The 20926-nt window shown below is 62.8% G+C and carries 17 protein-coding genes; 16 read left to right on the top strand and 1 reads right to left on the bottom strand.

Annotated features, from left to right (window positions below; translation table 11 throughout):
• Positions 1 to 275 precede the first annotated feature (275 nt).
• The 9 genes from BUS12_RS17650 to BUS12_RS17690 are packed head-to-tail and all read left to right on the top strand — an operon-like array spanning position 276 to position 13123.
• Positions 276 to 2216 (top strand): extracellular solute-binding protein, encoded by a 1941-nt coding sequence (locus BUS12_RS17650; RefSeq protein ID WP_083640705.1) that lies wholly within the window; start codon positions 276 to 278, stop codon positions 2214 to 2216.
• 8 nt (positions 2217 to 2224) lie between these two features.
• Complete coding sequence (locus BUS12_RS17655) at positions 2225 to 3277, top strand: microcin C ABC transporter permease YejB (protein WP_074297791.1); 1053 nt, start codon at positions 2225 to 2227, stop codon at positions 3275 to 3277.
• Positions 3231 to 4343 (top strand): ABC transporter permease, encoded by a 1113-nt coding sequence (locus tag BUS12_RS17660; protein ID WP_074297794.1) that lies wholly within the window; start codon positions 3231 to 3233, stop codon positions 4341 to 4343. Before BUS12_RS17655 ends, BUS12_RS17660 begins: the two co-directional genes overlap by 47 nt.
• Entirely contained in the window at positions 4343 to 5986 is a 1644-nt protein-coding gene (locus tag BUS12_RS17665; RefSeq protein WP_074297796.1) for an ABC transporter ATP-binding protein, read from the top strand. The genes BUS12_RS17660 and BUS12_RS17665 overlap by 1 nt, the downstream gene beginning before the upstream one ends.
• A complete protein-coding gene (locus BUS12_RS17670) occupies positions 5983 to 7419 on the top strand; it encodes a TldD/PmbA family protein (RefSeq protein ID WP_074297798.1) in 1437 nt (478 codons plus the stop codon). Before BUS12_RS17665 ends, BUS12_RS17670 begins: the two co-directional genes overlap by 4 nt.
• Positions 7419 to 8780: a TldD/PmbA family protein gene (locus BUS12_RS17675; RefSeq protein ID WP_074297800.1), complete on the top strand. Its 1362-nt coding sequence runs from the start codon at positions 7419 to 7421 to the stop codon at positions 8778 to 8780. The genes BUS12_RS17670 and BUS12_RS17675 overlap by 1 nt, the downstream gene beginning before the upstream one ends.
• 4 nt (positions 8781 to 8784) lie before the next feature.
• Positions 8785 to 9357 (top strand): GNAT family N-acetyltransferase, encoded by a 573-nt coding sequence (locus BUS12_RS17680; RefSeq protein WP_074297801.1) that lies wholly within the window; start codon positions 8785 to 8787, stop codon positions 9355 to 9357.
• Positions 9332 to 9886, top strand: coding sequence for a GNAT family N-acetyltransferase (locus BUS12_RS17685; protein ID WP_074297802.1), 555 nt, complete (start codon positions 9332 to 9334; stop codon positions 9884 to 9886). Before BUS12_RS17680 ends, BUS12_RS17685 begins: the two co-directional genes overlap by 26 nt.
• Before the next feature lie 12 nt (positions 9887 to 9898).
• Complete coding sequence (locus BUS12_RS17690) at positions 9899 to 13123, top strand: multidrug efflux RND transporter permease subunit (protein WP_083640501.1); 3225 nt, start codon at positions 9899 to 9901, stop codon at positions 13121 to 13123.
• Between the two features lie 84 nt (positions 13124 to 13207).
• On the opposite strand, the gene BUS12_RS17695 is transcribed toward BUS12_RS17690, so the two are convergent.
• On the bottom strand, positions 13208 to 13579 hold the full coding sequence (locus BUS12_RS17695; protein WP_074297804.1) for a hypothetical protein: 372 nt from the start codon (positions 13577 to 13579) through the stop codon (positions 13208 to 13210).
• A gap of 678 nt (positions 13580 to 14257) precedes the next feature.
• Between BUS12_RS17695 and BUS12_RS17700 the strand changes: the two genes are divergently transcribed.
• From BUS12_RS17700 to dmpE, 7 genes are all read left to right on the top strand, one after another.
• Positions 14258 to 15241, top strand: coding sequence for an NADPH:quinone reductase (locus BUS12_RS17700; protein WP_074297806.1), 984 nt, complete (start codon positions 14258 to 14260; stop codon positions 15239 to 15241).
• A gap of 111 nt (positions 15242 to 15352) precedes the next feature.
• On the top strand, positions 15353 to 16312 hold the full coding sequence (locus BUS12_RS17705; protein ID WP_074297807.1) for a DMT family transporter: 960 nt from the start codon (positions 15353 to 15355) through the stop codon (positions 16310 to 16312).
• Between the two features lie 236 nt (positions 16313 to 16548).
• A complete protein-coding gene (locus BUS12_RS17710; protein WP_074301552.1) occupies positions 16549 to 17361 on the top strand; it encodes a helix-turn-helix transcriptional regulator in 813 nt (270 codons plus the stop codon).
• A 396-nt stretch (positions 17362 to 17757) separates the two neighbouring features.
• On the top strand, positions 17758 to 18390 hold the full coding sequence (locus tag BUS12_RS17715; protein ID WP_074297809.1) for an alanyl-tRNA editing protein: 633 nt from the start codon (positions 17758 to 17760) through the stop codon (positions 18388 to 18390).
• Positions 18391 to 18472: 82 nt separating this feature from the next.
• Positions 18473 to 18940, top strand: coding sequence for a RidA family protein (locus tag BUS12_RS17720; RefSeq protein WP_074297811.1), 468 nt, complete (start codon positions 18473 to 18475; stop codon positions 18938 to 18940).
• Positions 18941 to 19154: 214 nt separating this feature from the next.
• Positions 19155 to 20141: a pyridoxal-phosphate dependent enzyme gene (locus tag BUS12_RS17730; protein WP_074297814.1), complete on the top strand. Its 987-nt coding sequence runs from the start codon at positions 19155 to 19157 to the stop codon at positions 20139 to 20141.
• Positions 20138 to 20920 carry a 2-oxopent-4-enoate hydratase gene (dmpE, locus tag BUS12_RS17735; protein ID WP_074297816.1) on the top strand — a complete coding sequence of 261 codons (783 nt, stop codon included), beginning with the start codon at positions 20138 to 20140 and terminating at the stop codon, positions 20918 to 20920. The genes BUS12_RS17730 and dmpE overlap by 4 nt, the downstream gene beginning before the upstream one ends.
• Positions 20921 to 20926: the final 6 nt, after the last annotated feature.

Consider the following 20926-nt stretch of genomic DNA (forward strand, 5'->3'; position numbering starts at 1 on the left):
GCGACTCTTTTTTTTAAGTAGCACACTGTGAACTTCTCCGTACGTCGCCGCGGCCAGCATTGCCGTATCGCCGACCCGGCCAGCGCGAGAAGAACGCAGGGATTGTTGTCGGCGCCGGGGTCGTTTCGTGCAGGCCCCGCGTACGACGCTAACCCATAACCCAAGGCGCCATGCGACGCCTTAAGTGACCTTGACGATGGCGGTTGCGTCGCCCTGGTCGATCCGACGAACCGTGCGTTGGCCATAAGCCGGCGCGCGACCTACGCATACTGATGATGAGACTTGTGAAGTTTCGGTTGCCGCGCGCTGCATGGACGATCTCTTGCGCATCGGCGACACGGCAAGCCGCCACGCGCGCCGCGCCGGCTTTCGCTGCCGCACTGCTTGGCGCATTGAGTCTGGCCGTCACGCCGGCCCATGCCGCCTCTGCGATCGCCCAATACGATCAGCCCAAATATCCCGCCAATTTCACGCATTTCGACTACGCGGATCCGGACGCGCCGGCCAACGGCTATCTGAGCTTCGAGAACCACGACGAACTGCAGAGCTACGACTCGCTCAATCCGTTCCTGGTACGCGGCGCGCCCGCCCCGGACATCGCCAACCTGATGTTCGATACGCTGATGCAGCGTAGCTGGGACGAACTCGCCTCCGAGTACGCGTTGATCGCGGACGATGTCGAAGTGGCGCCGGACCAGACTTCGGCGACCTTCCACATCAATCCGGCCGCACGCTTTTCGAACGGCGACCCGATTACGGCCGACGACGTCAAGTACTCGCTCGATACGCTGAAAAGCCCGCAGGCCTCGCCGCTCCTGAACTCGCAGTTCGCGATCATCAAGAGCGCGACCGTGCTCAACAAGTCGACCATTCGCTTCGACTTCGTGCATCCGGAGCGCGACGCGCCCCTGATCGCCGGCGATCTTCCGGTGTTCTCGCCGAAGTGGGGCATGACGGCCGACGGCAAGCGTCCGCCGTTCGATCAGATTTCGACCGCGGCGCCGATTGCGAGCGGTCCTTACCTGATCGCCCAGCGCAAGAACGACAAGGACATCGAATACGTTCGCAATCCCGACTATTGGGCGGCGAACCTGCCGACGCGGCGCGGCATGTACCGCTTCGAGCGCATCCGTTTCAAGCTTTACGTGGACCAGTACACGCAGCTCGAGGCCTTCAAGGCCGGCGACGCGGACGTCAAGGTCGAGTACAGCGCGACGCAATGGGCCCGCAAATACGTCGGCAAGAACTTCGACAACGGCCTGCTCAAGCAGGTCAACGTGCCGGACGGCCCGGCCCAGATGCAGGGCCTCCTGATCAACCTGCGCAAGCCGATGTTCCAGGACGTGCGAGTCCGTCACGCGCTCACGCTGGCGTTCGACTATGACTGGATGAACCGGATGATGTTCTACGGCCAGTACGTGCGCACCAACAGCTATTTCGACGCCAGCCCGTTCGGCGCGAAGGGCATGCCGGGACCGAAGGAACTGGCCTTGCTCGATCCGTTCAAGGCGAGCTTGCCGGCTGAAGTGTTCGGACCGATGACGATGCAGCCCAACACGCTGCCGCCGAACTCGCTGCGCAGCAACCTGCGCCAGGCCCGCGACCTGCTGGCGCAAGCCGGCTGGCACTATCGCGACGGCGCGCTGCGCGACGCCAACGGCACGCCGATGAACATCGAGATCATCGACGACCAGCCCGGCATGGACCGGCTGCTGCTGCCCTACATGCAGGCGCTCGGCATGCTCGGCATCCAGGCGCACATGCGCGAGATCGACAGCGCGTTGTACCAGAAGCGGCTCGACAACTTCGAGTACGACATGACCACCTATATCTACAACCCGGTGACGATTCCGGGTGCGGAGCTGGAGCGCCGGTTCGGCAGCGCGGCAGCCTCGCAGATCGGTTCGGAGAACTATCCGGGGATCAAGTCGAAGGCGGTTGATGCGATGGTCCGCGCGGCGCTGGCAGCCAATACGCTTGACGATCTGGAAGCGGCCACGCGCGCGCTCGACCGCATTCTCATCAACGAGTACTACCTCGTGCCCGAGTACTACGCGCCGAACACGCGCATCGGTTACAAGACGACACTTGCCTATCCGAAGGTTATCCCGACCACGTATCAGGCCGAGGACTGGATCATTGACTACTGGTACAAGAAACCGCAGGCCGCACTCAGTGCAGCCACGCCGGTTTCCGCGCCGTCCGCAGCAAACTGAGGTTCACCATGCTTGCTTACATTCTTAGACGTCTGTTGTTGATGGTGCCGACCCTGATCGGCGTCGTGACCCTGACCTTTGTCGTCACGCAGTTCGTGCCGGGTGGGCCGGTCGAACAGGTGATGACGCAACTCCGCCACGGCAAAAGCCGTGGCGGAGAGGCGGGGGCGGGCGGTGGCGGCTATCACGGCAGCCAGGGTGTCGATCCTCAGCAGCTCGAACAGATCAAGAAGCAGTTCGGCTTCGACAAGCCGCCGCTCACGCGCTACTTCCTGATGATGAAGAACTACGCGACCTTCAATCTCGGGCAGTCCTACTATCAGCACGACAGCGTGTGGGAGGTGATCAAGTCCAAGCTGCCGGTCTCCATCACACTCGGCTTATGGACGGTGCTGCTGACCTATGTGATATCGGTGCCGTTGGGCATTGCGAAAGCAGTGCGCAACGGCTCCCGCTTCGACACCGTGACCAGCGTGCTGGTGCTGGCCGGCTACGCTATTCCGGGCTTCGTGCTGGGCGTGCTGCTGCTGATGCTGTTCGGCGGCGGCACCTTCTGGCAGGTGTTCCCGATGCGCGGCCTGACTTCGGATAACTTCCAGGACCTGAGCCTCGTCGGCAAGGCGCTCGATTACCTGTGGCACATCGTGCTGCCGGTCACGGCGTCGGTGGTGGGTAACTTCGCCGTGGTCACGATCCTGACCAAAAACACCTTCCTCGAGGAGATTGGCCGGCAATACGTGCTGACCGCTAGAGCCAAAGGGGCGCCGGAGCGCGACGTGCTGTGGAAGCACGTGCTGCGCAACGCTGCGATTCCGCTGCTGACAGGTCTACCCGCCGCTTTCGTGGGCGCCTTCCTGAACGGCAACCTGCTGATCGAAACCCTGTTCTCGCTCGACGGTATGGGCCAACTGTCGTACGACTCCGTGATCCGCCGCGATTACCCGGTCGTCCTCGGTTCGCTCTTCCTGTTCACGCTGATCGGTCTTGTAACCAAACTTATTGCTGACGTCTGCTATGTCCTCGTCGACCCCCGCATCCAATTCAACCGCCTGGGCCGCTGATCCGGCGGCGGTCACGCTCGTCGCGTCGGTGTCGCCGTGGCGTCGCACGTGGCTGCGTTTCAAGAGCCAGCGCCTCGGTTACTGGAGCCTGGTGATTTTCGCTACGCTGTTCGTGATCAGCCTGTTCGGCGAAGTGCTCGCCAACGACCGGCCGCTGATCGTGCGCTACGACGGCCATTACTACTTTCCGATCGTGAAGGACTATCCGGAGACGGTGTTCGGCGGCGATTTCCCGGCCGGCACCAACTACCTGGACCCGTATATCCGTTCGCGTTTCCAGGGTAACGGCAACTTCGCGGTCTATCCGCCGAATCACTATCACTACGACACGATCGACTATTTCGCGGCGCATCCGTATCCGGCGCCGCCGTCGTCGAGCAACTGGCTGGGCACCGACCAGTTCGGCCGCGATGTGCTGTCGCGCCTGCTGTACGGCTTCCGCCTGTCGGTGCTGATGGCGTTTGCGTTGACCGTCTCGGGGGTGGCGATCGGCGTGCTGACCGGCGCTGTGCAGGGCTTCTACGGCGGGCGCACCGACCTGATCGGGCAGCGCCTGATCGAAATCTGGAGCTCGATGCCGGACCTGTATCTGCTGATCATCTTCGCGTCGATCTTCGAGCCGACGCTGTGGCTGCTCTTCATCCTGCTGTCGATGTTCGGCTGGCTGGTGCTGTCGGACTACGTGCGCGCCGAATTCCTGCGCAACCGTTCGCTCGACTACGTGAAGGCCGCCCGCACCATGGGCCTGTCGAACTGGCAGATCATGTGGCGTCACGTGTTGCCTAACAGCCTGACTCCGGTGATCACGTTCCTGCCGTTCCGCATGAGCGCGGCTATCCTGTCGCTCACCAGTCTCGACTTCCTCGGCCTCGGTGTCCCGCCGCCGACGCCTAGCCTCGGCGAGCTGCTGGCCGAAGGCAAGAACAACCTGGATGCATGGTGGATTTCGATCTCGGCGTTCTCGGCGCTGGTGATCACCCTGCTGTTGCTGACCTTCATGGGCGACGCATTGCGCAACGCGCTCGACACACGCATGCGCGGCTCGGCATTTGGGGGTGGCAAGTAATGAACAAGCCTGTGAACAAGCCTTTGCTGGAAATCGACCGCTTCTCGGTGCGCTTCGGCGAGAAAGTCGCGGTGCAGGAACTGAGCCTGTCGATCGGGCGCGGCGAACGCGTCGCGCTGGTCGGCGAATCGGGCTCGGGCAAGAGCGTCACCGCGCTGTCCATCCTGCGTCTCGTGGAGCAGGCGGAACTGAGCGGCCGCATGCTGCTCGACGGCGAAGACCTGCTGCAGAAGACCGAGCAGCAGATGCGCGGGATTCGCGGCGCGGATGTCGCGATGGTCTTCCAGGAGCCGATGACGGCGTTGAACCCGCTGTACACGGTCGGCAAGCAGATCGCCGAAAGTCTGCGGCTGCACGAAGGCATGCGCCCGAATGCGGCGCGCGAACGCGGCATCGAACTGCTGCGCCGCACCGGCATTCCCGAGCCGGAGCGCCGCATCGACAGCTTCCCGCACCAGTTGTCCGGCGGCCAGCGCCAGCGCGCGATGATCGCCATGGCGCTCGCCTGCCGCCCGCGTCTGCTGCTGGCCGACGAGCCGACCACCGCACTCGACGTCACGGTGCGCCAGCAGATCGTCGATCTGCTGATCGAATTGCAGGAACAGGAAGCCGCCGAGCGCGGCATGGCCGTGCTGCTGATCACGCACGACCTGAATCTGGTCAAGCGCTTTGCGCAGCGCGTGGCGGTGATGGAAAAGGGCGTGCTGGTGGAAACCAACACCACCCATGCGCTGTTCTCGAACCCGCAGCATCCCTATACGAAGCGTCTGCTCGACAGCGAGCCGCAGCGTTGCATCGACGAGGTGGAAGAGGGCGCGCGGCAGATTCTCGACGTCAAGGGGCTCGCCGTCGACTATCACGTGTCGGGCAAAGGCTGGCGCTCGATGTTCGGCAAGTCGACCTTCCGCGCGGTGCACGACGTGGACCTGAGCTTGCGCCGCGGCGAGACGCTCGGCATTGTCGGCGAATCGGGCTCGGGCAAATCGACGCTCGCGGCTACGGTACTCGGCCTGCAGCATCCGGCTTCGGGGACGATCGACATTGACGGCCTCGCGCTGTCGTCGCTGAAAAACGCCAAGGCCAAGCGGGCGCTGTACTCGCGCATGCAGGTGGTGTTTCAGGACCCGTTCGGCTCGCTGTCGCCGCGCATGACGGTCGAACAGATCATCGGCGAAGGCCTCGCCGTGCACCGTCCCGATGTCGACGCCAAAACGCGGCGCGATCGCGTGGGGGCCCTGCTCGAAGAAGTGGGCATGCCGGTCGAATCGATGCTGCGCTATCCGCATGAATTCTCCGGCGGCCAGCGTCAGCGCATTGCGATTGCCCGCGCGCTCGCGGTCGAACCCGAACTGCTGGTGCTCGACGAGCCGACCAGCGCGCTCGACGTGTCGATCCAGAAGCAGGTGCTGAACCTGCTGACCAATCTGCAGAAAAAGTACCAGCTAAGCTACCTGTTCATCACCCACGATCTCGCGGTGATGAAGGCGATGGCGCATCGCGTGATCGTGATGAAATCGGGCCGCATTGTCGAAGCGGGCAATACGATGGACGTGCTGCATGCGCCGTCGCATCCTTATACCCAGTCGCTGCTGGCGTCTTCGCTGATGGTGCCGCAGGCGGACATCCAAGAGAAAATCGCATGATTGACGAACGGTGGGCGCAAGCCGCCCGCACGCTGAGGAGCGACGCGGATTTCTGGTCGCTGCGCATCGTCGACGAAACCATCGACGATCACGAAGTCCGTGACGACATCGCCCAGCCGTTGCATACGCTGCGCGACCGCGGCGCCATGCTGATCGCCTACGTGGGCGCGGGCGCCGGTTATGCGGCGAGCGCCAACCTGTCGGCCGCCGGTTTGCAGGCTGCGCTGGATATCGCCACCGCCCGCGCCAAAGCGAGTGGGGCGCTGTCGCTGATCGATCATCGCGAGATCGCACGTCCGGCCACGAGCGGCCGCTATGTGTCGCCGAACGCGGAGCATGCGTTGCCGACCCGGCGCGAGTGGCTCGAGCGGCTGGCGCACGAATGCGCGGCCGCCAATATCGACCCGCGCATCGTCGAGCGTACGGCGAGCGTGCAGGTGACGCAGACCGATCAGCTCTACATCACCGGCGACGGTGTGCGCATCGACCAGCATTTCCGCTTCGTGATGCCGCAGTTGAGCGTCGCCGCGCATGCCGACGGCGACACCCAGGTGCGTACCCTGGGCGGCCACTACGGCACGCTCGCGCAGGGTGGTGTCGAAGTATTGGCGCGCTACGGCTTCGACGGTGCGGGGGCGCGTGTCGCCCACGAGGCGCTGCAATTGCTGGCCGCGCCGAATTGCCCCTCGGGCAAGCGCGATCTGCTGCTGATGCCCGACCAGATGATGCTGCAGATCCACGAATCGATCGGCCATCCGCTCGAGCTGGACCGCATTCTCGGCGACGAGCGCAATTACGCCGGCTGGAGCTTCGTGAAGCCGGAGATGTTCGGCAGCTATCAGTACGGATCGAACCTGCTGAACGTCACGTTCGATCCGGACCTGCGCGAAGAGGCCGCGGCCTACGCTTTCGACGACGACGGCAGCGCGGCGCAGAAGCACTATCTGATCCGCGACGGCGTGCTCGAGCGGCCGCTTGGCGGTGCGCTGTCGCAGCAGCGCACGGGTCTGCCGGGCGTGGCGAATTCGCGCGCTTCGAACTGGAACCGGCCGCCGATCGACCGGATGGCCAATCTGAACATCGAACCGGGCGACCAGTCGCTCGAGCAGATGATCGCCAATATCGAGCACGGAATTCTGATGCGCAGCAATACGTCATGGTCGATCGACGACCATCGCAACAAGTTCCAGTTCGGCTGCGAGTTCGGTCAACTGATCGAGAACGGCAAGCTCACCGAGATCGTCAAGCAGCCCAACTATCGCGGCATTTCCGCGAATTTCTGGCGCAGCCTGTCGGCGGTCGGCAATGAGAGCACCCGCCAGCTGTTCGGCACGCCGATGTGCGGCAAGGGCGAACCGGCCCAGGCGATTCGGGTCGGCCATGCGTCGCCCGCTTGCGTGTTCAGCAATATCGACGTCTTCGGAGGCGCATGATGAGCGACTCCCTGATCCCGCACGACGCGGCCGCGGTGGACTGGCATCGTCACTTCCTGCTGCTGGCCGATGCGATCGACCGTGCGCAGCAAGGCGGCGAAATCACGCTGACCTCGTTCTCCGCGGAGCAGTCGGATTTCATCCGCTTCAACGCGGCCAAGGTGCGGCAGATCGGCAGCGTCGCGCAAGGCAAGCTGACGCTGCGCCTGATCGACGGCGCGCGCCAGGCCTATTCGACGCTGACGGTGTGCGGCGATGCCGACGCCGACCTGCAGGACGTGAGCCGCGCGCTCGTCACCCTGCGCGAAGGATTGCGCGATGCGCAGGACGATCCTCATCTGCTGTTCGACACGTCGCAGTGGGAGCGCTCGACGCGCCGCGCCGGCAAGGTGCCGGAGCCGCACGCGCTGGTGCGCACCGTCGCCGAATGTGCGAAGGGCCTCGATTTCGTGGGGTTTTACGCGGGCGGCACGATTGTGCGCGGCTTTGCGTCGACCAAAGGCAGCCGCGGCTGGTACGAGGTCAGCAACTTCAACTTCAGCTGGTCGCTGTACGATCCGAGCGGCCGCGCCATCAAGACCAGCTACGCGGGCGACCACTGGAGCGACGCCACCTTCGCCCGCAAGGTCGAGCAGGCCGCGCAGCGCTTGCCGATCCTCGCGCTTACGCCGCGTGCGCTGTCGCCTGGACGTTACCGTTCGTATCTGGCGCCTGCCGCGCTCGAAGAGTTGCTGGGGGTGACCGCATGGGGTGGTTTCTCGGCGCGTGCCCAGGCGACCTCGCGTAGCGAACTGTACAAGCTGCATACCGGCGAGGTGGCGCTGGATTCGCGCGTGACGCTGACCGAGGACCTGAGCCTCGGCATCACGCCGGGTTTCAACGACGACGGCTATCTGCGCGCGAGCGTGCCGCTGATTCAGGACGGCCGCAGCATGGAGCGCCTGACGAATGCCCGCAGCGCCCGCGAGTACGGTCTGCAGCCCAACGGTGCGCTGGACTCCGAAGCACCTCTTGCGCTGTCGATGGAAGGCGGCGACCTGGCCGAAGACGACGTGCTGACGCAGCTCGATACGGGTCTTTATATCGGCAACCTCTGGTACGTGAATTTCTCGGACCGGATGAATTGCCGTCTGACCGGCATGACGCGCTTCGCGACCTTCTGGGTGGAACGCGGGCAGATCGTGGCGCCCGTGGAGGCCATGCGTTTCGACGACAGCATGTACCGGCTGCTCGGCGATCAACTGGAGCGCCTCGGCGCCCAGCCCGAACTGCTGCTGAGCGACTCCACCTATGGCGAGCGCGCCACCGGCGGCATGCATCTGCCGGGACTCCTCGCGCGCTCGTTCGAACTGACGCTGTAAGGGGATGGGTCAAAACATCACGCCACCGTCCCCATCTGAGCGCTTCACGCTGCGCGCGTTGGGCGTAGCGGACGCGGAGCAGCTCCACGCCCTGGAGCTGCAGCCCGCGATGTTGCATGGCAATCCGAGCGCGCCGTATCCGACCCTCGAAAAAACCCGCACGCGGCTCGCGAAAGTCCCTTCGCCGGGGGTGGCCATTGCGGCCGTGTCCGGCGATATACTGATCGGCTTCGGAGAAATGATCCGTGGCACGCTGCGCCGTGCCCATACGGCAAAAATCGCGGTCGGCGTGCACGAGGCATGGCATGGCCGCGGGGTCGGCAGTGCGTTGATCGCGGAAATGCTCGATCTTGCCGATCACTGGCTCGGCCTGCGTCGCGTCGAACTCAATGTGTTCACCGACAACCTGCCGGCCCTTGCGCTGTACAGGAAATACGGTTTCGAAGTAGAAGCGACGCACCGCGCAGCGGCATTGCGCGACGGTGTGCTGATCGATAGCTACTTCATGGCACGGTTGCGTGAGCCGATGCCATTCGCAACGGACCAGAATAATGAACACGAGCAGCGAGAGGTTTGAGAGAGCAGCAGGGACAACATCGCACGTGAACGTGCGCGCATGCGAAGCATCGGACGTGGAAGCGATTGCCGACATCACGAATCAACCGGGTGTGCGGTACGGCACCCTGACGATCGGCTATCGCACGCCCGAAGCCATGGCGTCATGGTTCGCCAATTTGCCCGCGGGCGCCTTGGCCTTGTGCGCGGAGCTGGATGGCCGCGTGGTCGGGTACGCCGAGATGGTGGTGGCGCGGCCGCGCCGCGCGCATAGTGCGGGTTTCGGGTTGTCGGTGCACGACGCCTACCTGCGGCGTGGTGTGGGCGCCGCGCTGCTGGCCGCGCTCGTCGACTGCGCCGACCGCGCGCTCGGCCTGCGCCGCCTCGAACTGACCGTGTTTGCCGACAACGTGCCGGCCATTGCGCTGTATCGCCGCTTCGGTTTCGTCGAAGAAGGGCGCTCGCGCGGCTATGCGATGCGCGACGGCGTGCTGGCCGATGTTTTGCACATGGCGCGCCTCGCTGACGCGCCATCTTTCGTGCCGCACTGACAGGAATCCTGAGTGCCCTCATTTTTTATCGACCGACCGGTCTTCGCCTGGATTGTCGCGTTCGCCATTATCGTGGCGGGCGCGCTAGCCATTCCGCAACTGCCGGTTGCCCAATACCCTCGCCTGTCGCCGCCACGCATCGTGATCGTGGCGAGTTATCCGGGCGCCGCGACCGAGGTGGTCGACGGCGACGTGGGCAGCATCATCGAGGAGAGTCTCGATGGCGCCGACGGGATGCTGTACTACGAAACCAGCAGCGACGGCCAGGGCAACCTGGAAATCGACGCGACCTTCTCGCCGGCCACCAATCCCGACATCGCGATGGTCGACGTGCAGAACCGCCTGAAGCAGGTCGAACCGCGCCTGCCGCAGCAGGTCGTGCAGAACGGCATCAGCGTCTTCAAGGCGTCGAACACCTTCCTGATGCTGGTGGCGCTGACCTCGACCGACGGCACGCGCGATTCGACCGAACTCAGCAACTACCTGAACCGCTACGTGATGCGCGAGCTGAAACGCGCGCCCGGCGTGGGCTCGGCGGAACTGTGGGACTCGGACCAGGCGTTGCGGATCTGGCTCGATCCGATGAAGCTGCGCGAGTATGGACTGGCCGCCGGCGATGTGAATGCCGCGATCACCGCGCAGAACGCCACGGTGACGGCCGGCACCCTGGGCGACGCGCCCTTTGTGCCGGGGCAGCAGATGGTGGCGTCGGTCACCGTCAAGGGACAACTGATCTCGCCGGAGGAGTTCGGCCAGATCGTGCTGAAGGCGAAGCCGGACGGTTCGGCCGTGCGCCTGCGCGACGTGGCGCGCGTCGAACTCGGTCGCGACGACTACTCGTTCTGGTCGCGCCTGAACGGCCGCGCGTCGGCCACCGTCGGGATTCAGCTAGGGCCGCGCGGCAATGCGCTGGAAACGTCGAACGCGATTCGCGCGCGCCTCGCCGAGCTGGCGAAGAGCATGCCGCCCGGCGTGCAGATCGAGATTCCTTTCGACAGCGCGCATTTCGTGCAGATCGCGATTCGCGAGGTCGTGTACACGCTGATCGAAGCCGTGGTGCTGGTGTTCTTCGTGATGTGGCTGTTCCTGCGCGACCTGCGTTATACGCTGGTGCCGACGGTGGTGATTCCGGTCACGCTGATGGGCGCCTTCCTCGCGATGTGGGCGTTCGGCCTGTCGATCAACGTGTTCACGATGTTCGGCCTCGTGCTGGCAATCGGCATTCTGGTCGACGATGCGATTGTGGTGGTCGAGAGCGTGCACCGCGTGATGGAAGAAGAGGGCTTGCCGCCGCGCGAGGCGACCCGCAAGGCGATGTCGCAGATCGGCAGCGCGATCGTGGGCGTCACCGCCGTGCTGACCGCGGTGTTCGTGCCGATGGCGTTTTTCCCGGGCAGCGTGGGCGGCATCTACCGGCAGTTCTCGGTGGCGATGATCGCCTCGATGCTGGTGTCGTCGTTCATGGCGCTCTCGCTCACGCCGGCGCTGTGCGCCAACCTGCTGAAGCCGACCGGCACCACGCCGCATCAGCGCGAGGCGCGCCGTGGCTTGCGCGGCTTCTTCGCGCGTGCCGCGTCGAAATTCGCCGATGGCTTCGACGGCGCGTCGCGCGGTTACCGCTGGCTCACTACCCGCACCGTGCAGCGGATCGGCCGGGTGCTGGCCGTGTATGCGGTGCTGGTCGGCATCTGCGGCTTGCTCTACTGGCAGATGCCCGGCGGCTTTCTGCCGACCGAGGATCAGGGCCAATTGCAGGTGATGATCCAGTTGCCGGCCGGCTCGACCCAGGCGCGCACGCTGTCGGTGATCAAGCGGGTCGAAGCGATCCTGCATCGCCACCCCGAAATTGCGCACGTGACGAGCCTGATCGGCTGGAGCTTCCAGGGCACCGGTCAGAACGTCGGCATGGCCTTCGTCGAACTGAAGGACTGGGACGACCGCAAGCTCAGTGCAATGGAGTTGCAGGACAAGTTGAACGACGAGTTTTCGAGCATTCTCGACGGCTCCGTGGACGCCCAGTTGCCGCCCTCGGTGCCGGGCGTGGGGCACTCGGACGGCTTTGTGTTCCGGTTCGAAGATCGCGGCGGGGTGGGGCTCGATGGCCTGAAGGCCGCGCGCGAAGCGTTGTTCGCGAAGGCGAAGACGGATCCGGCGCTGGTGGACGTGCACTCCGAAGACCTGCCCGACGCGCCGCGTGTCGAACTGACGATCGACCGGGCCAAGGCCTATGCGCTGGGCGTGTCGTTCGACAAGCTGTCCGACCTGCTGGGCAGCACCTTCGGCTCGACGTATGTGGACGACTTTCCAGATGTCGGGCGCATGCGGCGCGTGGTGGTGGAAGGCGACGCCTCGACGCGCATGACCGACGACGACCTGATGGCGCTCTCCGTGGAGAACGCGCAGGGCAACATGGTGCCGCTGTCGGCCATCGCGACGCGCAAGTGGACTGTTGGGCCGGTGGCGCTGTCGCGTTACAACGGTTATCCGTCGCTGGACGTGAGCGGCCGCGCGGCGCGCGGCTACAGTTCGGGCGCGGCGATGGCCGAGATGGAGCGGCTGGCCGCGTCGTTGCCGGTGGGCGTCGCCTACGACTGGGTGGATGCCGCGCGCGAGGAAACCGTGGCGGAGAAGCAGACGCCGCTCCTGATCGGTTTGTCGTTGCTGGCGGTGTTCATGGCGCTGGCCGCGCTGTACGAGAGCTGGACCATTCCGTTCGCTGTGCTGATGGTGGTGCCGCTTGGGGTGATCGGCGCGGTGTCGGCGGTGCTGATGCGCGGTATGCCGAACGACGTGTACTTCAAGGTGGGGATGATCACGGTGATCGGCCTGTCGGCGAAGAACGCAATTCTGATCGTGCAGTTTGCCCGCGATCTGCACGCGCGCGGCTTGCCGTTGACGCGCGCGGTAATCGACGCCGCGGGCGCGCGCTTCAGGCCGATCGTGATGACCTCGGCGGCGTTTCTGCTGGGCGTGGCGCCGCTGGTGATGTCGAGCGGGGCGGGGGCCGAGAGCCGCCAGTCGATCGGCACTGGCGTGTTCGGCGGGGTGCTGGCGGCGACCTTGCTCGGGCTGGTGTTCGCGCCGGTGGCGTTTCACGCGGTGGCGTCGCTCACGGAACGGCGGCGCCGGCGTCCGGCCGGGCCCGAGCATGCCGCGACGGATGAACGCAAGCCGGATCCGGCGCGGCCTGCGCGCGCGGATCGGGAGCGGGAGCGGCAGGAGACCAGTAGCAAGTGAGGCACAGGCGAGCCGCAAACGGGCGACCGACGCGCGGCGGTGCGGTTGGCCCGCGTGTCAGTTGGCCGGCCGCCAGCGCGCGCCCTATTCGCTTAGCGGCCGGCCTGCTTCGACCCAACGCGTCAGTTCTCCGAGCGTCAAACGGTAGCGAGCGAAGTTGTGCTCACCGAGCCGCGCAATGTCGCCTTTGACGATCTCCGTGAGCCGCTCTGCGTCTTGCGGCGGCAGGCTGAATTCGGCGACGGCTTCCTTGAGTGGATGGCCGTCGCGCACCACACGGCTCACCAGTTCGCTGATGGCGTCGCGGTGTACCGCGCGAAACAGGTCAGGCAAGCCCGTCGAGGGCGACTCGCCGAGCGCCGCGGCGATATCCGCCTGGGAGACCGGATGATGCCCGGTGTCCCGCTGTTCGGCCAGGTACCGGAGGACGCTCTCGTAGAGTTCGCGCTTCGCCATGTGTTTCGCCAGGCGGGTCTGGAATGAACCAAGAATGAGCTAAGAATGGTTCAAGATCCAAAAAATAAACCTAAGCGCGGTTGTCGGGTGCCACAGAAAGTGAAAACTGTGCCAGGTAAGTGAAAAACTGCTGACACGGTTAGTGAAAAAATCCGGGCGGCGGCCCCTACCCGACGGGAGGTTGACGTCCGCGACCGTCGCTGATTGGTCACCCGTCACGGACCCTCGGTCCATCACGACCAATGACTGCTCCCCGGGCGCTTTGAGACATCCGTTTTCAACGTCAACAGCGTAAAGCGTCCCAGAAGGTATGTCGCTGCAATCCCGTGAGCGGAGTAGCGAAGTACCGCGAAGCGTTCCGGCTGTACGAATTTCGCGGTAACTGAACTGCATATACCTTGTTGGGAAGCGCGAAAGGAGCGACATGACGAGTTTTTGAATCGGCAAGGTTCGCCCGAACAAACCATTCAATACTTAACCGCTGTCGGCGGCCATCCAGAGACCTGGTAAGGGTCTTACGCCTGGCCCAGCGGCGGCCGGTAGTTTGTATTGTCAATTTTTTACAAGCGCGTTCAGATGCGAAGAATCACAGTATTGGTAGCGTTGCGCTGAGAAGTTCTGCTGGGACACGTCGGTTTGAGAGCACTCTTCACTAAACCAGCTTGGAGGTCGAAAGATATGAAGGCCGCGCACTATTCCTCAAAGGGCCCCGCGCGAGACGTACTCGTCGTTGGCGAGCAGCCTGATCCGGCCCCTCAAGTGGGCGAAGTCCTGGTGCGCATTGCACACTCGGGCGTGAATCCTTCAGACGTCAAGTCGCGCTCGGGCGTCACAAGCTCCGCCATGGAGTTTCCGCGCGTTATTCCTCACAGCGATGGCGCCGGCGTTGTCGAAGCAGTTGGGGAAGGCGTGTCGAAACAGCGGATCGGACAGCGGGTCTGGACGATCAACGGCCAGTGGCAGCGACCGTTCGGTACAGCAGCCGAACTGATCGCCTTGCCCGAAAGCCAGGTTGCGCCGTTGCCTGACAGTGCGTCGACCGAGACGGGCGCCTCACTTGGGATTCCGCTTTTGACGGCTTGGTACTCGGTTCATGCTTGCGGAGGACTTCTCGGCAAGACGGTCCTTGTCTACGGTGCCACCGGCGCGGTAGGTGGCTACGCGACGCAACTGGCCGCGCTCTCGGGCGCACGAGTCATTGGCGTGGCGGGCAGTCGGGAGAAGTGCCAACTCGCTTCCCGCCTTGGTGCCGAGTGGGTCATCAATCGCAACGAGCAGGATGTGGCTGTTTCGGTACGTGAGATCACGGCCGGCCAAGGTGTGGACGCCATCGTTGAAGTCGACGCAGCAGCAAATGCCGGCAAATATGGAAAACTGTTGAAGTTCGGCGGCGACGTAATCATCTATGGTTCGGGGGCCGGAGTGATCGAGATCCCCTTCAGGTCGATGATCGTTGGTTTCGCGAATCTACGATTCTTTATTGTCTACAACTTGCCCATCCCGGTGAGGAAGGTAGCCATCGATGTGCTCATCCCTCTGTTGGAACGAGGGGCGCTGCAACATCCTCAGGTCGAAATTTTTCCCCTGTCGGAAATCGCGAAGGCCCACGAACGCGTCGAGTCTGGTGCGAACGCAAAGATCATCGTCGACATGCGCGGATAGAGGCTCACGATCCTCAAGCTTCAGCGCACTCTTTTCACCGCCCAAAAAGAATTCCGGGACCATGCCACACGATTTTGCGCAGATTGACGCCGTCACCGGCCAGATACGAGTATGAAGGTCCCCGCGAAAACCACAGGCTCGCCGCGTGTCGGGGGCTTGCTGCTGCTTTTGCCGCCTCCATTGTTCTGGGCCGGCAATTTTATCGTCGGCCGGGCGATGCACAACCACGTTCCGCCGATGGCGCTGTCGCTCTGGCGCTGGGTGATTGCACTCTTCTTTATGCTTCCCTTTGCCTTCCGGCCGATGCGCCGCGACTGGCTCAAATACTGGAAATATCGCTGGCGCGTGCTAGGCGTGTCGCTGGCTGGCGTTGTGTCCTTTAATTCCCTTGTCTATCTCGGGTTGCAGTCGACCACGGCGTCAAACGCTCTGCTGCTGAACTCATTCATCCCTATCCTGATCGTCCTGCTAGCCGCGATCTTCTATCGACAGCGGCTGCATATGGCCCAGGTGCTCGGACTCACGTTGTCGTTTGCCGGCGCCCTCACCATCGTCATGCATGGCGATTGGTCGAGCCTGTCGTCGCTGTCCTTTTCCCGCGGAGATCTCCTGATCTTTTGCGCGATGGTGTCCTGGGCTTTCTACACTCTGTGGTTACGCGGCTTTCCCGCAGACATCGACCGCATCGGCCTGATGGGCGCCCAGATATTGCTAGCGCTCGTGGTGCTGGTCCCGCTGTGGCTCTGTGAGCGTGCATCCGGCGTCGCGCCTACGTGGGATATCCAGTCGATCGGTGCTTTGGCCTATCTTGGCATCTTCCCGTCCGTCGTCGCCTATCTTCTCTACAACATCGGAGTGGCACGCTTTGGGGCAACGCGAGCCGGCCTCTCAATTCATCTGATCCCGCTCTTTGGTGTCGTGCTTGCCGTGCTGTTCCTACATGAGACGGTTCACCGCTATCAGGTTCTAGGCATGGTCGCGATTGTGGCCGGTGTTGCATGCGCCGCGAGAAATCGGAGTGAGATCAAGCGTCCCGGACCTTGGTCTACCAAACCTCTCACCCCGTCATGAGCTTTCAGACTTGATTTTCAGACTTGGCAGAACTGCGCCAAAAGATCGTCCTAGCAACGTGCATACGCTCACGCTCACCGCATCATTGCGCTCGCCCATGCCGGATGAGGAGCCCAAAACAGCGGCCTGTCTATAATAGGCACAATATTGTGGATGGTTCGGAGAACGCAGAGCAAGTTGCGCCTTGGGACGGCGGTTCGCTCCAACGCGAAAGGAAAGCCCTGCAGGAGGCCCTGATGAAGGATCGCGTCGAGTACAAACGCAGCAACGAGATTCCTGGTCTCGTGCTTAGCGAGGCGCGCTTTTCCGATTTCCGCTTCGAGCGTCACTACCATCTGGACTACCATGTCGCGCTGGTGACCGAGGGTGTCCAGCGACAGGGATTCCATGGCGAAACGCTGCTGCTCACGCCGGGCAGCATCCAGTTGATGCCACCCGGTGAAGTGCATGACGGCATCAGCGCCGGGGACGAGTCTTACACACTCAAGACGTTTCGCCTCTCACCTCAGTTACTGAATGGGCTCGGAGAGGAAATCTCGGGGCAGAATCGCTTCCCTGCACTGGGCGGGGCGGTCCTTCAGGATTCGTCGCTTGCCGGTCATCTGTCCCGATTGCACGATGCACTACGGGCGGCTGCGCCGGGGTCCGAGCCCATGGAAGTACAGTCCGAATGGCTGACCTTACTTGACCGCTTGTTCGTCCAGACGCGTATGGTCAAGCCGCAGTTTGTCAAAGGCACACTCACGCCAGTACAGTGGCAGCGGGTCAGGGAGTATTGCGACGTCCACCTGGCCGAAAAAATCACCCTCGAAGAGCTTGCCGCCCTTTGCAACCTCGAGCGCTTCCATTTCCTCAAGCTCTTCAAGCAAACAGTCGGCATGACTCCACATGCCTGGGTCGTACGCCTGAGACTGGAGCGCGCGTGCTCCTTGCTGAGTCACACCGACCGATGTCTGACGCAGGTGGCTCAGGAAGTTGGCTTCTACGATCAGAGCCACTTCAATCGGGCGTTCCGGCAAGCCTTTGGTGTATCCCCGTCGAAGTATTGACATTCCAGATCGCAGCAGACGAATGGGTCTGGCGCTTCGCCCTCCAGCACTCCCCAGCACTCCCCAGCACTCCCCAGCACTCCCCCAGCACTCAGACGAAGCTGGATCAACGCGGCATTAGCGGCACGCAGCCATATCCCAGGCAGCTAGACCACGCGCGGCATCTCATCCGCGCCGAGCGCCCCGCCGACGATTGCACCCCACCATTGCAAACCCTCAATTTTTTACAAGCGGGACGGGCGTACGTCCTTTAACTTGGAGTCATGCGGGAAGTGAGTTGTCTTTCCGCGATTGTCGCGCTGCACGAGTCGCCTTTGGCCAACAAGCCGCGTCTCACGTCAAATGCGTTTTGACGAAGCATGACCGCAATGAAGAATATGCATTGAGGAATACGAAATGACACAACGGACCTACTACAACAGCGACGAACTGACGATGCGCACGCTGGTACTCGACTGTTCGCCCGCAGACGACGGCAAGTTCCGTGTGACGCTGGCCGCGACCCTGTTCCACCCGCAAGGCGGAGGACAGCTCTCCGACCAGGGCAGTATTGCCGGCGTGAAGATCGGGCGCGTGATTCAGGAGGGTGATGAGGTTATTCACATCGCCGATCAGGAAGTCGCCGTCGGCGATGCGCTGATTGAAGTATCGCCCGGGATCCGCATGCTGCACGCACGACTCCACTCCGCCGGTCACCTAATTTCCGGAGTCGTGGAGCAGATGGGTTGGTACGCGAGCAAAGGTCACCATTGGCCTGGTGAGGGACGAGTGGTTTTCGAGCCACGCGGTAACCCACAGCCGCTGACCGCCGAAGGCGTGGAGCAAACAGTAAATCAGCTCATTGCAGATGATGTGCCGCGCCATCTGGCCGAAAACGATGGCATGAGATCCGTATGCTTCGGTGACCTGCCGATGCATAGCTGTGGCGGCACTCACGTCAAGTCCGCTGGACAGGTCGGACGTATCAAGATCCTGAAGCTCAAAGAGAAGAAAGGCCAACTCTCGATCCAGTACGACCTCGAATCCTGAATGTTCCGTTTTCACTCGTGCCATGTGCCCGTGTACGTCGGGCGTCGTGCGTCGGCACGTACTTCACCCTTAAGGAGATTTCATGAACCGCATTGAACTGGATGCTCGTCTCGCAGAACTTGGCATCGAACTGCAACCGCCGAAGGCGGCGATCGCCAACTACGTACCCACCGTTCTGGCAGGTGGCTTTTTGCACATTTCTGGACAAGTCGCCTTCAAGGACGGCAAGCCGTTTGCGCTCGGCCAGGTCGGCCAGGAAATAAGTATCGAGCAAGCGAAGGAAGCAGCGCGGCTGAGCGGCATGGCGATTTTGTCGCAACTTCGTTCGCAACTGACGGACGACCTGAGCGTGATCCGCGTCTGCTCCGTGACAGGCTACGTGCACGCAGCCACGGAATTCACGGAGCACCCGGAAGTCATCAACGGTGCCTCGGAGGTCCTCGTTGCAGTGCTGGGCGATAAGGGAAGGCACAGCCGCGCCGCAGTAGGCGTATCGAGCCTGCCGTTTCGTTGCCCGGTTGAGGTCTCCGCTGTCATCCAGCTTGGCTAATGTCATTCGCTCATAAGGCAAACGATCTAAACGCAAGCCTCGGGCTATCCGCCCGTTGGCTAGCGAATGGGTCTCCTTTTTCGATGAAAACCAACATCGCCCGGATGAACGACGACATGCGCAGATGCATTGGTGACGCCATGACGTTGGAGCTGGGACCGATGTCGAGGTGTTTGTATCAAATGCCAACGCCTTTCACAGATGAAGTCCTGCTATGACATTGCATATCGAAACACCGCTAATCAACTCCCGAGCTCTCTCACTCAGGACGGGCAGAACAGTTCTCCTGAAACTTGAAGGCCTGCAACCGGGTGGCTCATTCAAGCTGCGGGGCGTTGGTTTCGCCTGCGAAGAACATAAGCACCGGGGAGCGCGGCGCTTCGTCACCGCGTCAGGAGGAAACGCCGGGTACGCGGTGGCCTACGCGGGCCGAGAGCTTGGAATTCCGGTGACGGTCGTCGTGCCGCAGACGACATCTGAGCGAGCCCGTGCCCTCATTCGGGGCGAAGAAGCAGAGGTCATAGTTCACGGAGCGTCGTTCGGTGAATCCAATGACCACGCACTCTCGATTCTGCGCGATGGTGACGCGTACCTCCATGCGTTCGACGACCCTCTACTGTGGGAAGGTCACGCGACGATGGTCGAGGAGATCGCGCGGCAAACCGAACGCCCTGACCTGCTTGTTTGCTCGGTCGGCGGTGGCGGCCTGCTTGCAGGCGTCATTGAAGGACTGCGGCGAGTCGGCTGGAGCGATATCCCGGTATTGGCAGTCGAGACCGCTGGCGCCAATTCGTACGACCAGGCACTCAAGGCTGGGGAGCCGGTCACTCTCCCGAAAATCCAATCCGTGGCCACGTCCCTTGGTGCCAACAAGGTAACTGCCCGCATCGTGACGCTTGCCAAGGAACATCAGATCCGAAACTGCCTGGTGACTGACGCTGAAGCGATTCAAGGCAGCGTGACCCTGCTCGAAGAGCATCGCCTTCTGAGCGAGCCGGCCTGCGGTGCATCGGTAGCGGCACTCGCCCGGGTTCCGGAGTATTTCCCTGACGCTCAGCGCATCGTAGTCATTGCTTGCGGTGGTGTAGGCACAACGAGTCAGCAGTTGCTGGAGTGGTCCGATTTCTACCGGCTGGAATGCGACCCGCTCACCGCCAGTCATTCCGATGAAGTGAACTCGCTCGAGAGTCAGCAATCATGAACGACATTCTTATCAGTTCGCTTGGCGACGAGCTGTACGCCGCAGTTAAAGACTGTCGCGTGCTCGACCCGCTCACCAGTCGCTACGCCGATCTGACGATCGAAGACGCGTACCGCATCCAGCAACGCCTGAACGCCCGCCGCATCGAAGCGGGAGAACGCGTCATCGGCAAGAAGATCGGTGTGACGTCGCAGGTCGTGATGAACATGCTCGGGGTTTATCAGCCTGATTTCGGCATGCTCACCGACGTGATGCTTTATGAGGAGGGCGACTCGATTCCGGCCGCCTCCCTGATCCAGCCCAAGGCAGAGGGAGAAATCGCCTTTGTGCTCAAGCACGATCTGCAGGGACCCGGCGTGACTGCAGAGGATGTCCTCGCCGCAACCGGTGGCGTGATGGCCTGCTTTGAGATCGTCGACTCGCGCATCCGCGACTGGAAAATCCGCATCGAAGACACGGTGGCCGACAACGCATCGTGCGGCGTGTTCGTGCTTGGCCAACGCGTTGTCGATCCGCGCGAGGTCGACCTGGTCGGATGCGCGATGAAACTGGAGAAGAATGGCGAGGTGGTGACCACCGGCTCAGGCGCTGCTGCGCTTGGGAACCCGCTCGAAGCGGTTGCGTGGTTGGCCAACACGTTGGGCCAACTGAACGAGTCATTGAAGGCAGGTGAAGTGGTGCTGTCTGGCTCATTGGCGGCGATGGTTCCAGTCGCAGCCGGCGACAACCTCAATGTTTCTATTGACGGCATCGGCAGTTGCTCGGTGCGGTTCATTTGATCGATT

The organism is Paraburkholderia phenazinium, assembly GCF_900142845.1.
GTDB classification, from domain to species: Bacteria; Pseudomonadota; Gammaproteobacteria; order Burkholderiales; family Burkholderiaceae; genus Paraburkholderia; species Paraburkholderia phenazinium_A.

Bases quoted from the DNA above. Each gene is read 5' to 3' on its own strand.
- BUS12_RS17685 (WP_074297802.1), top strand. From the start codon at position 9,332: ATGAACACGAGCAGCGAGAGGTTTGAGAGAGCAGCAGGGACAACATCG.
- BUS12_RS17670 (WP_074297798.1), top strand. From the start codon at position 5,983: ATGATTGACGAACGGTGGGCGCAAGCCGCCCGCACGCTGAGGAGCGAC.
- BUS12_RS17665 (WP_074297796.1), top strand. From the start codon at position 4,343: ATGAACAAGCCTGTGAACAAGCCTTTGCTGGAAATCGACCGCTTCTCG.
- BUS12_RS17720 (WP_074297811.1), top strand. From the start codon at position 18,473: ATGAACCGCATTGAACTGGATGCTCGTCTCGCAGAACTTGGCATCGAA.
- BUS12_RS17705 (WP_074297807.1), top strand. From the start codon at position 15,353: ATGAAGGTCCCCGCGAAAACCACAGGCTCGCCGCGTGTCGGGGGCTTG.
- BUS12_RS17680 (WP_074297801.1), top strand. From the start codon at position 8,785: ATGGGTCAAAACATCACGCCACCGTCCCCATCTGAGCGCTTCACGCTG.
- BUS12_RS17730 (WP_074297814.1), top strand. From the start codon at position 19,155: ATGACATTGCATATCGAAACACCGCTAATCAACTCCCGAGCTCTCTCA.
- BUS12_RS17710 (WP_074301552.1), top strand. From the start codon at position 16,549: ATGAAGGATCGCGTCGAGTACAAACGCAGCAACGAGATTCCTGGTCTC.
- BUS12_RS17655 (WP_074297791.1), top strand. From the start codon at position 2,225: ATGCTTGCTTACATTCTTAGACGTCTGTTGTTGATGGTGCCGACCCTG.
- dmpE (WP_074297816.1), top strand. From the start codon at position 20,138: ATGAACGACATTCTTATCAGTTCGCTTGGCGACGAGCTGTACGCCGCA.
- BUS12_RS17675 (WP_074297800.1), top strand. From the start codon at position 7,419: ATGAGCGACTCCCTGATCCCGCACGACGCGGCCGCGGTGGACTGGCAT.
- BUS12_RS17650 (WP_083640705.1), top strand. From the start codon at position 276: ATGAGACTTGTGAAGTTTCGGTTGCCGCGCGCTGCATGGACGATCTCT.
- BUS12_RS17715 (WP_074297809.1), top strand. From the start codon at position 17,758: ATGACACAACGGACCTACTACAACAGCGACGAACTGACGATGCGCACG.
- BUS12_RS17660 (WP_074297794.1), top strand. From the start codon at position 3,231: ATGTCCTCGTCGACCCCCGCATCCAATTCAACCGCCTGGGCCGCTGAT.
- BUS12_RS17700 (WP_074297806.1), top strand. From the start codon at position 14,258: ATGAAGGCCGCGCACTATTCCTCAAAGGGCCCCGCGCGAGACGTACTC.
- BUS12_RS17695 (WP_074297804.1), bottom strand. From the start codon at position 13,579: ATGGCGAAGCGCGAACTCTACGAGAGCGTCCTCCGGTACCTGGCCGAA.